Here is an 11,699-nt window from a genome sequence, read left to right on the forward strand (position 1 = left end):
ACATCTTACTTTACTGCAAATAAAGCACATAAACCTAATTTCCCTTTTAAATCAAACTCATACCAAGGTGATGCCATTTCAATTGTGCATACGTTGTATTGGCAACGTACTACTTTATGTAGCATCAGTAATGTGGAACTCATTGATTTTACAAGAATCGCCAGGGTGATTAATGCGGCGAGAATCCGATACCACGTCAGTGTTGCATGTTGGACATCAAACCACAGAATATAAAAAGTGATGATGTGAAGAATGACTTTGCTGGACAGGGCGCGAATATAGAATCCACGCAGCGCCGTTTTCGAGGAAAACGCGACATTAATCAGCGCGCTTTGTTTTTCTTGCACAGGGATCCCTGGCAGATACACTATCCATTCCGCACTATTCTGGCGTAGCATGACGGCCTTTTTCTGGTGCAGTATATGTAGCCTCATTGACACTGCCACGGGGTAAACCAGACCCAAAATAATCAACCAGGCGGCGCTGGCCGTGATATCAATGAAGGTGAAAGCGCAGAGCAAGACGACCATAAAAAATGTTAATGGCCGCAAAAAGAGATACCAACAAAACTGGTAATTCATTGTGAGGTTACCGAACGATCCCTGTAAGGCTTTATCATAGCGTTTTACTGATAGCAGGGCATTGAGGGGGAAACCTCTTTCGGAATTTATAAACGCAGAAAAGCAAAAAGCTCGCCGAAGCGAGCTTTTTAAAGGTGGCTGGGGTACGAGGATTCGAACCTCGGAATGCCGGAATCAGAATCCGGTGCCTTACCGCTTGGCGATACCCCAACAAATTATTTTCGAACCGGTCGAATACCTCGACGCGTTCTGAATATGGTGGCTACGACGGGATTCGAACCTGTGACCCCATCATTATGAGTGATGTGCTCTAACCAACTGAGCTACGTAGCCAGATGATTTCTTCGATGGCTGGGGTACCTGGATTCGAACCAGGGAATGCCGGTATCAAAAACCGGTGCCTTACCGCTTGGCGATACCCCATCCGTACAACGCTTATCGGTGAATGGTGCGGGAGGCGAGACTTGAACTCGCACACCTTGCGGCGCCAGAACCTAAATCTGGTGCGTCTACCAATTTCGCCACTCCCGCAAAAAAGATGGTGGCTACGACGGGATTCGAACCTGTGACCCCATCATTATGAGTGATGTGCTCTAACCAACTGAGCTACGTAGCCATCTTTTTTCGCGTTACCTTATCGGCGTTGCGGGGCGCATTATGCGTATTGAGCCTTGAAGCGTCAACCTCTTTTTCATCGAAAAACGTCGGAAAGTGTCTGTTTGGTTAGGTTGCGAACAGCGTGGCGCAATATTCGGCAATTATTGGTTATTAATCGTTTTTCCGAAAGTGGTTTGCTATAAAAAAAGAGCCCCTAGGGGCTCTTTCGTCATCGTTAATTTACTGGTACGCCGACTGATGCACGCCGACCGCGCGGCCTGACGGGTCATCCATCGTTTTGAATGCTTCATCCCACTCAATGGCTTTGGCGGAAGAACAGGCCACGGACGGGCCGCCGGGTACGCATTCCGCCGCGCTCGGCACCGGGAACAATTCTTCAAAAATTTCCCGGTACAAGTACGCCTCTTTAGACGATGGCGTGTTGTATGGAAAGCGGAAGCGGGCGGTTTCCAGTTGTTGATCGGAAATCTGTTTCGCCGCCACCTCTTTCAGCGTATCAATCCAGCTGTAACCTACGCCGTCAGAGAATTGCTCTTTCTGACGCCACGCGACGCTTGCTGGCAGATAAGACTCGAAGCACTCGCGCAGCACGTGTTTTTCCATCTTGCCGTTACCGCACATTTTATCCTGTGGGTTGATACGCATCGCCACGTCGAGGAATTTTTTATCCAGGAACGGTACGCGCGCTTCCACGCCCCAAGCGGACATCGCTTTGTTGGCGCGGGCGCAGTCATACATATGCAGCGCCTGTAGCTTACGGACCGTCTCTTCATGTAACTCTTTGGCGTTCGGCGCTTTATGGAAGTACAGGTAGCCGCCAAACACCTCATCGGAACCTTCGCCGGAGAGCACCATTTTGATGCCCATCGCTTTGATCTTACGCGACATCAGATACATTGGCGTTGAGGCGCGGATAGTGGTCACGTCATAGGTTTCAATGTGATAGATAACATCACGAATGGCATCAAGGCCTTCCTGCACGGTGAAGTGAATTTCATGGTGCACGGTGCCGAGGTGGTTAGCCACTTCCTGGGCCGCCTTCAGGTCAGGCGAACCTTCCAGACCGACCGCAAAAGAGTGCAACTGTGGCCACCAGGCTTCGGAGCGCTCCTGATCTTCGACGCGACGGGCGGCGAATTTTTTGGTGATAGCCGAGATAATCGACGAGTCCAGACCGCCGGAGAGCAGCACGCCGTAAGGGACGTCGGACATCAGGTGGCTTTTCACGGATTCTTCCAGCGCCTGACGCAGCGCGTTTTTGTCGGTGACGTTGTCTTTTACCGCATCGAACTCAAACCAGTCGCGCTGATAGTACTGACGAATTTCGCCGTCTTTGCTCCACAGGTAGCTGCCCGCCGGAAACTCTTTAATGGTGCGGCAGACCGGGGTCAGCGCTTTCATTTCTGACGCTACGTAGAAGTTGCCGAATTCGTCATAGCCCATATAGAGCGGAATAATACCGATATGGTCACGACCAATCAGATAAGCGTCTTTTTCGCTGTCATACAGGGCGAAGGCGAACATCCCCTGTAAATCGTCAAGGAAATCCGGCCCTTTTTCCTGATATAGCGCGAGAATAACTTCGCAGTCGGAGCCTGTCTGGAACGCGTAACGATCGCCATACTCCGCGCGTAACGTTTGATGGTTATAAATTTCACCGTTCACCGCCAGCACGTGGGTTTTTCTGGCGTTATACAGGGGCTGGGCGCCGGCGTTAACATCAACAATCGACAAACGTTCATGTGCGAGAATCGCGTTATCGCAAGCGTAGATGCCGGACCAGTCCGGGCCGCGATGGCGCATCAGGCGTGACAGTTCAAGGGCTTTTTTACGCAGTTCCGCTGCATCTGTTTTGATATCGAATACGCCGAAAATAGAACACATAGCCTTCTCCGTTAATCTGTTGCGTCGTACTTTTTGTGTTTGCTTGACTAAAAAATGCCGCAAAGGCGTGGAAGGCGCAAGGGGATTACGGTCTGAAAAATGAAAAATGCAATCGTCATTGTTGATTAGTGAAAAATGATTACATATTGCGCGGATTTATTGATGGATCTTCAGTTTTATCGTGGATTAATTGAATTATGTTTTTCCTGATGGCGTTTCGCTTATCAGACCTACAATGTTGTTCGAACCGTAGGCCTGAAAGCTATGCGTCATCAGGCAGGGGACGGGTTTAGATAACGTCGATCTCAGCGACGGAAGGGTAAATCCAGCTTGGGCGGAACGGCATACTGTCAATATCATTGATTGTTGATACGCCTGAAAGCACCAGAATGGTCTCCAGACCGGCCTGGAATCCTGCCAGAATGTCGGTGCGCAGGTTGTCGCCGACGATAACGGTCTCTTCCGAGTGCGCCTGCATTTTGTTTAACGCCGCGCGGATGATCCACGGGCTGGGTTTGCCGACATAAAACGGCTTCCGGCCGGAAATTTTTTCAATGCCTGCGCACAGCGCGCCGCAGGCCGGATAAAAGCCGCGACCGTGGGTATCCGGGTTGGTGGCGATAAAGCGCGCGCCATTGGCGACGAAAAATGCCGCTTTATGCATCATGTCCCAGTTGTAGGAGCGGGTTTCTCCAACGATGACAAAATCAGGGTTCACATCGGTAATGGTAAAACCCGCTTTATAGAGCTCGTGAATAAGCGCGCCTTCGCCCACGACATACGCTTTTTTACCTTCCTGACGGCGCAGAAAATCGGCTGTCGCCATTGCTGAAGTATAAAACACGCTGTCCGGCACGTTAACGCCAGCGGTAGCAAAACGGTTCGCCAGATCCTGGCCGGTTTGCGACGGGTAATTGGTCAGCAGCACCAGCGGCAGACCTTTTTCCAGAATCCCCGTCAGAAATTCCGCCGCACCGGGTACGGCTACGTTGTCGTGCATCAGCACGCCGTCGATATCGCAGATTACATTCTTGATGGTCATGAACTACCCAGGGAATTTGTGAATAATCCGATACTATAAGAGCGCATCAACTTTCCAGCAAACGTTGCAGCAATGTTCCGTTGAGCATGGCGCGTTTAACTAAGGCAAATGCGCCGATAGCAGAACGGTGATCCAGCGTGGAGCGTACCACCGGCAAATTTTTGCGAAAGGCCTTTAACGCCTGCGTACTGATACAGCTTTCGATAGCGGGCAACAGGACTTTATCGGCTTCAATGATCTCGCCGGCAATGACGATTTTTTGCGGATTAAACAGGTTGATAGCAATGGCGATCGTTTTGCCCAAATGGCGACCAACATGCTCAATGACTTCCGAGGCCAGGCTGTCGCCCCGGTTTGCCGCCTTACAGATGGTTTTAATCGTGCAGTCGTCAAGCGGAACACGGCTTTGATACCCTTGTTTAAGCAAATTCAGCACCCGTTGTTCAATCGCCGCATTGGCGGCAATGGTTTCCAGACAGCCGAAATTACCGCAGTGGCAGCGCTCGCCCAACGGCTCCACCTGAATATGCCCAATTTCGCCGACGTTGCCGTTACGGCCAATGAAGATGCGTCCGTTGGAGATAATCCCGGCGCCTGTACCACGATGAACGCGCACCAGAATCGAGTCCTCGCAATCCTGACTGGCGCCGAAGTAGTGTTCCGCCAGCGCCAGGCTACGGATATCGTGTCCCACGAAACAGGTAACGTGAAACCGTTTTTCCAGCGCTTCGACCAGTCCCCAGTTTTCAACCTGAATGTGCGGCATGTAACGAATCACGCCGCTTTCCGGATCGACAAGCCCTGGCAGGATCACCGAGATAGCGATCAATTCACGAATTTTACGCTGACAGCTATCAATAAAGACGGCGATGGTGTTGAGCAGCGCATGTTCCAGCGTCTCCTGGGTGCGCTCCGGTAGCGGATAATGCTCCTCAGCGACCACTTTACTGCTCAGATCGTAGAGCGTTAAAGTGGTGTCATGACGGCCCAGGCGAACGCCAATGGCATGGAAGTTACGGGTTTCCGTGACGATAGAGATAGCGCGGCGGCCTCCGGTAGAGGCCTGCTGATCGACTTCTTTGATCAGCCCGCGTTCAATGAGTTGACGCGTAATTTTCGTTACGCTGGCGGGAGCAAGCTGACTTTGCTCGGCAATTTGTATGCGCGAGATAGGACCATGCTGGTCAATCAGGCGGTAAACGGCCGCGCTGTTAAGCTGTTTTACGAGATCAACGTTACCTATCTGAGCTTGTCCGCCTGGTGTCATATTCTCACTTACTCAAGTCAACGACCTCGTCACCATTAACGATGGTCTTGATAATTTTAAAATCGTGGGTGAACGCGGTCAGGTTGGCGACTTTACCCGGCGCAATGCTACCGAGATGTTTATCAACGCCGATAGCGCGAGCTGGATAGAGCGTTGCCATGCGCAGCACTTCATCCAGCGCGATGCCGCAATGCGCGACCAGGTTGCGTACGCCTTCAATCATGGTTAAGGACGAACCGCTCAACGTACCGTTTTCATCCACACACAGTCCATTGCGGTAGTATATTGTTTTACCTGCGAAAATGAACTGCTCAATATTGGCCCCCGCCGGTGCGGTGGCGTCTGTCACCAGACAAAGTTTGTCGCCTTTAAGGCGTTTGGCATTGCGAATGTTGGCGTAGTCGACATGCAGACCATCGGCGATAACGCCGCAATAAATATCCGCTTCGTCCAGAACAGCGCCAGCAAGGCCCGGCTCACGCCCTGTAATGTACGGCATCGCATTAAACAGGTGAGTCGCAAAGGTAATCCCGGCGCGGAAGCCCGCTTTTGCCTCTTTTAACGTCGCGTTGGAGTGACCTGCGGAAACCACAATGCCCGCATTCGCCAGTTTAGCGATTACGTCGGCAGGCACCATTTCCGGCGCGAGTGTAACTTTGGTGATGACGTCGGCATTATCGCACAAGAAATCGACCAGCGCAGCGTCTGGTTTACGCACGAAATCAGGATTATGGGTGCCTTTTTTTACCAGATTAAGCCAGGGGCCTTCCAGGTGGAGACCCAGCGCCTGGTGCGGATGTTTTTCCAGGTATTCGCGCATGACGCGAATGCCCTGTTTCATCAATTCGTCGCTGGTAGTGATAAGCGTTGGCAGAAAGTTAGTACAGCCCGATTTTTCATTGGCTTTCTGCATAATTTCCAGCGTTTCAACGCTGACGGCTTCTGCGGTATCGTTAAACTGCACGCCGCCGCAGCCGTTTAGCTGCACATCAATAAAACCGGGGGAGAGAATGGCCCCATTCAATGAGCGTTGTTCTATTCCCGGCGGCAGTTCGGCCATCGGACAAACGCGGTCAATCAGGCCATTAGCGACAACAAGCGCATGGTCATCAAGAATTTCGTGACCGGTAAAGATCCGGCCCTGGGTTAAAGCATACATTCCGACCCCCGATATCAAAAATTTACCGCCCCGCATTGACTGGCGGGGCGGAGACAACATTACAGACCTTTAATATTTTCTGCTTCTAATTCATTGAAATATTTCAATGTTTTAACTTTAAGTTCCATTGTGGACGGCTCATCGCATACCACAACCGCTTTCGGATGGAGTTGCAGGCAGCTAATGGTCCACATGTGGTTGACGTTGCCTTCAACCGCCGCCTGCAGCGCCTGGGCTTTCTGATGGCCCAGCACCAGAATCATCACTTCTTCCGCATCCAGCAGCGTGCCTACGCCTACCGTCAGCGCGTATTTCGGCACCTGGTTTACGTCGCCGTCAAAGAAGCGGGAGTTCGCTACGCGAGTATCATGGGTTAACGTTTTGATACGGGTACGGGAAGCCAGGGAAGACGCCGGTTCGTTAAAGGCGATGTGACCGTCGTTGCCGACGCCGCCCATAAACAGATGGATTTTACCGTAAGAACGAATTTTTTCTTCATATTGACGGCATTCTGCATCGATATCCGGTGCGTTACCGTTGAGAAGATTGATGTTTTCTGCTGGAATATCAACGTGATCGAAAAAGTTACGATGCATAAAGCTGTGGTAGCTTTCCGGGTGCTCTTTCGGCAGGCCAACATATTCGTCCATATTAAAGGTGACCACATGCTTAAAGCTGACCTCGCCCGCTTTGTGCATCTCAACCAGCGCTTTGTACGCCGTTAGCGGCGTGCCGCCGGTAGGCAGTCCAAGGACAAACGGACGATCGGCTGTCGGTTTGAACGCATTAATACGGTTAACGATATGGCGAGCGGCCCATTTGCCAACCTGTTCTGCGGTACTCAGGGGGATCAGTCTCATTCTTCACCTCAATAATCAATGTCAAAATTTGGCGGATCGTATTAAGCGTAACCTGGATATCCAGGGTTCGTGTTCAATCCGTCCTGATTTTTTGAATCATAAAATAAGTTTTCCGTGTTAGCCAGTGGATGGTGGGGGTGATTACGATATTTAGTGATTATAATCACAAAAAACACCCGTTTAATTTGCGAGGCGAATTAATTTTCCACACACTCTGCAGAAGATGATCTCACCGTTCGATTACAGAACATCACGTTTTTAACGTTTGCAGCACAATAAAAAACGGCTTCAAAGAAGCCATATCGGCGTCTCGTAGGGGGAATAAGATGAATATTTTAGGTTTTTTCCAGCGGCTGGGTAGGGCGTTGCAGCTCCCTATCGCCGTGTTGCCGGTGGCAGCGTTGTTGCTGCGATTCGGCCAACCAGATTTGCTGAATATGCCGTTTATCGCGCAAGCGGGCGGGTCTATTTTCGATAACCTGGCGCTGGTTTTCGCTATCGGCGTGGCCTCCAGTTGGTCTAAAGATAGCGCAGGCGCGGCAGCGCTGGCGGGAGCCGTGGGTTACTTCGTCATGACCAAAGCGATGGTGACGATTAACCCGGAAATCAACATGGGCGTGCTGGCGGGGATTATTACCGGTCTGGTCGGCGGCGCGGTTTATAATCGCTGGTCTGGTATCAAACTGCCTGATTTTCTCAGTTTCTTCGGTGGAAAACGTTTTGTGCCGATCGCAACGGGCTTTTTCTGTCTGGTGCTGGCCGCTATTTTCGGTTACGTCTGGCCGCCGGTACAGCATGGCATCCATGCGGGTGGTGAATGGATCGTTTCCGCAGGCGCGCTGGGTTCCGGTATCTTTGGCTTCATCAACCGTCTGCTGATCCCCACCGGTCTGCATCAGGTACTGAACACCATCGCCTGGTTCCAGATTGGCGAATTCACCAATGCCGCAGGCACTGTATTCCACGGCGACATCAACCGCTTCTATGCTGGCGACGGCACGGCGGGGATGTTTATGTCCGGCTTCTTCCCGATCATGATGTTTGGTCTGCCGGGCGCCGCTCTGGCGATGTATTTCGCCGCGCCGAAAGAACGTCGTCCGATGGTGGGCGGTATGCTGCTGTCTGTCGCGATCACCGCGTTTCTGACCGGCGTAACCGAGCCGCTGGAATTCCTGTTTATGTTCCTGGCGCCGCTGCTGTACCTCCTGCACGCCATTTTGACCGGTATCAGCCTGTTCGTCGCGACGCTGCTGGGTATCCATGCGGGCTTCTCTTTCTCGGCAGGCGCGATCGACTATGTTCTGATGTATAACCTGCCTGCGGCCAGCAATAACGTCTGGATGTTGCTGGTGATGGGCGTTGTATTCTTTATCATCTACTTCCTGCTGTTCAGCGCGGTTATTCGTATGTTTAACCTGAAAACGCCGGGCCGCGAAGATAAAGTTGATGAGATGGTAACGGAAGAAGCCAACAGCAACACCGAAGAAGGGTTAACGCAACTGGCGACCAGCTATATTGCTGCGGTTGGCGGTACGGACAACCTGAAAGCGATCGATGCGTGTATTACCCGTCTGCGCCTGACCGTGAACGACTCTGCTCGCGTCAACGATGCGGCCTGCAAACGCCTCGGCGCTTCCGGCGTGGTGAAACTGAACAAACAGACCATTCAGGTTATTGTCGGCGCAAAAGCGGAATCGGTTGGCGATGAAATGAAGAAAGTGGTGGCGCGGGGGCCGGTCGCGGCAGCGTCTGCTGATGCGGCTCACGTTGCAACACCTGCTCCGGCGGCCAAACCCCAGGCGGTGCCGAATGCGGTGACTATCGCTGAACTGGTCTCTCCGATTACCGGTGAGGTAGTGGCGCTGGATCAGGTACCGGATGAAGCTTTCGCCAGCAAAGCGGTCGGCGACGGCGTAGCGGTGAAACCCACCGATAAAACCGTGGTTTCTCCGGCGGCGGGTACTATTGTGAAAATCTTCAACACTAACCACGCGTTCTGTCTGGAAACCGAAAAAGGCGCGGAGATCGTTGTCCATATGGGTATCGATACCGTCGCGCTGAACGGTCAGGGCTTCAAGCGTCTGGTAGAAGAGGGTGCGGAAGTCACGGCGGGTCAGCCGGTTCTGGAACTGGATCTGGACTTCCTGAATGCCAATGCGCGTTCCATGATAAGCCCGGTTGTTTGTAGCAACAGCGATGACTTCAGCGCTCTGGTCATCAAAGCGGATGGTCACGTGGTAGCGGGTCAAACGCCACTGTACGAGATCAAGAGCAAATAATCGCTTCCTGGCCGGATAAGGCGTAAGACGTCATCCGGCGATATCACAGAAAACATAAGCGGCAGAGGGAAACCTTCGCCGCTTTTTTTTACCGCAATTAGCCCCAATATTTTCTGCAAAGCCACTTTTTAAGTAACTAAAGGTTGTCAGTCTGTCCGGCTTATAAGATCATATGCCGTTATACGTTGTTTACGCTTTGAGGAATCCACGATGAGTGAGGCTGAAGCCCGCCCGACTAACTTTATTCGTCAGATTATTGATGAAGATCTGGCGAGTGGTAAACATACCACTGTCCATACCCGTTTTCCGCCGGAGCCGAATGGCTATCTGCACATCGGCCACGCGAAATCTATCTGCCTGAACTTTGGCATCGCGCAAGATTATCAGGGCCAGTGCAACCTGCGTTTCGATGACACCAACCCGGTAAAAGAAGATATCGAGTACGTTGATTCGATCAAAAACGACGTCGAGTGGTTAGGCTTTCACTGGTCTGGCGATATTCGCTACTCCTCCGATTACTTTGACCAACTGCACGCCTATGCGGTCGAGCTAATCAATAAAGGCCTGGCCTATGTTGATGAGCTGACGCCGGAGCAGATCCGCGAATACCGCGGTACGCTGACCGCGCCGGGTAAAAACAGCCCGTTCCGCGATCGCAGCGTGGAAGAAAACCTCGCGCTATTTGAAAAAATGCGTACCGGCGGTTTTGAAGAGGGTAAAGCCTGTCTGCGCGCTAAAATCGACATGGCGTCGCCGTTTATCGTGATGCGCGATCCGGTGCTGTATCGCATTAAATTCGCCGAGCATCATCAGACCGGCACGAAGTGGTGCATCTATCCGATGTACGACTTTACTCACTGCATCAGCGATGCGCTGGAAGGCATTACTCATTCTCTGTGTACGCTGGAGTTCCAGGACAACCGTCGTCTGTACGACTGGGTGCTGGACAACATCACCATTCCGGTTCACCCGCGCCAGTACGAATTCTCGCGCCTGAATCTGGAATACACCGTGATGTCCAAGCGTAAGCTGAACCTGCTGGTGACCGACAAACACGTCGAAGGCTGGGATGATCCGCGTATGCCGACTATTTCCGGTCTGCGCCGTCGCGGCTATACCGCGGCCTCCATTCGGGAGTTCTGCAAACGCATCGGCGTCACCAAGCAGGACAACACCATTGAGATGGCGTCGCTGGAATCCTGCATTCGCGAAGATCTGAACGAAAACGCGCCGCGCGCAATGGCGGTAATCGATCCGGTAAAACTGGTTATCGAAAACTACCCGCAGGGTGAGAGCGAAATGGTTACCATGCCTAACCATCCGAATAAACCGGAGATGGGCAGCCGTGAAGTGCCGTTTAGCGGTGAGATCTGGATCGATCGCGCAGATTTCCGCGAAGAAGCGAACAAGCAGTACAAGCGTCTGGTGATGGGCAAAGAAGTGCGTCTGCGTAATGCCTACGTCATTAAAGCGGAGCGCGTAGAGAAGGATGCCGAAGGGAATATCACCACCATCTTCTGTACCTATGATGCCGATACGCTGAGTAAAGATCCGGCTGACGGGCGTAAAGTGAAAGGCGTAATCCACTGGGTTAGCGCAGCACATGCGCTGCCGATTGAAATTCGTCTCTACGACCGTCTGTTCAGCGTGCCGAATCCGGGCGCCGCGGAGGACTTCCTGTCCGTTATCAACCCCGAATCATTAGTGATTAAGCAGGGTTATGGCGAGCCGTCGCTGAAAGCGGCGGTAGCAGGAAAAGCTTTCCAGTTTGAACGTGAAGGCTACTTCTGCCTCGACAGCCGCTATGCAACGGCCGATAAGCTGGTCTTTAACCGCACCGTGGGCCTGCGTGATACTTGGGCGAAAGCGGGCGAATAAGCACTGCGCCAACAGGCGAATGCTGTAAAAATACCTTGTCAACGCCGCGTTTTGCGGCGTTTTTTCTCTGCATTTCCAAGAGCCTATCCCATTAGGGCTATTTTACTTGCCATTTTGGACCTGGGCAGTGC

8 protein-coding genes and 5 tRNA genes are annotated in these 11,699 nt (G+C 52.2%); 2 read left to right on the top strand and 11 right to left on the bottom strand.

The window, feature by feature from the left end; translation table 11 throughout:
* Nucleotides 1-5: 5 nt before the first annotated feature.
* The 11 genes from ACLD4F_RS12795 to nagB form a co-directional block, all read right to left on the bottom strand.
* Complete coding sequence (locus ACLD4F_RS12795) at nucleotides 6-581, bottom strand: hypothetical protein (protein ID WP_001109081.1); 576 nt, start codon at nucleotides 579-581, stop codon at nucleotides 6-8.
* A gap of 135 nt (nucleotides 582-716) precedes the next feature.
* Nucleotides 717-791 (bottom strand) — tRNA-Gln (locus tag ACLD4F_RS12800).
* Between the two features lie 46 nt (nucleotides 792-837).
* Nucleotides 838-914, bottom strand: a tRNA-Met gene (locus ACLD4F_RS12805).
* 15 nt (nucleotides 915-929) lie between these two features.
* Nucleotides 930-1,004 (bottom strand) — tRNA-Gln (locus ACLD4F_RS12810).
* A 23-nt stretch (nucleotides 1,005-1,027) separates the two neighbouring features.
* A tRNA-Leu gene (locus ACLD4F_RS12815) sits at nucleotides 1,028-1,112 on the bottom strand.
* A gap of 8 nt (nucleotides 1,113-1,120) precedes the next feature.
* A tRNA-Met gene (locus tag ACLD4F_RS12820) sits at nucleotides 1,121-1,197 on the bottom strand.
* A 221-nt stretch (nucleotides 1,198-1,418) separates the two neighbouring features.
* Nucleotides 1,419-3,083: an asparagine synthase B gene (gene asnB, locus ACLD4F_RS12825; RefSeq protein WP_000337039.1), complete on the bottom strand. Its 1,665-nt coding sequence runs from the start codon at nucleotides 3,081-3,083 to the stop codon at nucleotides 1,419-1,421.
* Between the two features lie 289 nt (nucleotides 3,084-3,372).
* The gene (nagD, locus tag ACLD4F_RS12830) at nucleotides 3,373-4,125 is read right to left on the bottom strand and encodes a ribonucleotide monophosphatase NagD (RefSeq protein ID WP_000153143.1); all 753 of its coding nucleotides are present in this window, start codon (nucleotides 4,123-4,125) and stop codon (nucleotides 3,373-3,375) included.
* Nucleotides 4,126-4,171: 46 nt separating this feature from the next.
* Entirely contained in the window at nucleotides 4,172-5,392 is a 1,221-nt protein-coding gene (gene nagC, locus ACLD4F_RS12835; RefSeq protein WP_411010870.1) for a DNA-binding transcriptional regulator NagC, read from the bottom strand.
* Nucleotides 5,393-5,396: 4 nt separating this feature from the next.
* Nucleotides 5,397-6,551 carry an N-acetylglucosamine-6-phosphate deacetylase gene (gene nagA, locus ACLD4F_RS12840; RefSeq protein WP_000271186.1) on the bottom strand — a complete coding sequence of 385 codons (1,155 nt, stop codon included), beginning with the start codon at nucleotides 6,549-6,551 and terminating at the stop codon, nucleotides 5,397-5,399.
* A 59-nt stretch (nucleotides 6,552-6,610) separates the two neighbouring features.
* Nucleotides 6,611-7,411, bottom strand: a complete 801-nt coding sequence (gene nagB / locus ACLD4F_RS12845; RefSeq protein WP_001237059.1) for a glucosamine-6-phosphate deaminase — start codon at nucleotides 7,409-7,411, stop codon at nucleotides 6,611-6,613.
* 326 nt (nucleotides 7,412-7,737) lie between these two features.
* Here nagB and nagE point away from each other — a divergent pair, with 326 nt between their 5' ends.
* Both nagE and glnS read left to right on the top strand, forming a co-directional pair.
* On the top strand, nucleotides 7,738-9,690 hold the full coding sequence (gene nagE / locus ACLD4F_RS12850) for a PTS N-acetyl glucosamine transporter subunit IIABC (RefSeq protein WP_262953159.1): 1,953 nt from the start codon (nucleotides 7,738-7,740) through the stop codon (nucleotides 9,688-9,690).
* A 210-nt stretch (nucleotides 9,691-9,900) separates the two neighbouring features.
* Complete coding sequence (glnS, locus tag ACLD4F_RS12855) at nucleotides 9,901-11,568, top strand: glutamine--tRNA ligase (protein WP_001287186.1); 1,668 nt, start codon at nucleotides 9,901-9,903, stop codon at nucleotides 11,566-11,568.
* Nucleotides 11,569-11,699: the final 131 nt, after the last annotated feature.

This window comes from Salmonella sp. 741265050_HSA, assembly GCF_046569445.1.
Classification (GTDB): Bacteria; Pseudomonadota; Gammaproteobacteria; order Enterobacterales; family Enterobacteriaceae; genus Salmonella; species Salmonella enterica.

Coding starts and splice junctions, on each gene's coding strand:
- nagA (WP_000271186.1), bottom strand. CDS start 6,551: ATGTATGCTTTAACCCAGGGCCGGATCTTTACCGGTCACGAAATTCTT.
- glnS (WP_001287186.1), top strand. CDS start 9,901: ATGAGTGAGGCTGAAGCCCGCCCGACTAACTTTATTCGTCAGATTATT.
- asnB (WP_000337039.1), bottom strand. CDS start 3,083: ATGTGTTCTATTTTCGGCGTATTCGATATCAAAACAGATGCAGCGGAA.
- nagD (WP_000153143.1), bottom strand. CDS start 4,125: ATGACCATCAAGAATGTAATCTGCGATATCGACGGCGTGCTGATGCAC.
- nagE (WP_262953159.1), top strand. CDS start 7,738: ATGAATATTTTAGGTTTTTTCCAGCGGCTGGGTAGGGCGTTGCAGCTC.
- nagC (WP_411010870.1), bottom strand. CDS start 5,392: ATGACACCAGGCGGACAAGCTCAGATAGGTAACGTTGATCTCGTAAAA.
- ACLD4F_RS12795 (WP_001109081.1), bottom strand. CDS start 581: ATGAATTACCAGTTTTGTTGGTATCTCTTTTTGCGGCCATTAACATTT.
- nagB (WP_001237059.1), bottom strand. CDS start 7,411: ATGAGACTGATCCCCCTGAGTACCGCAGAACAGGTTGGCAAATGGGCC.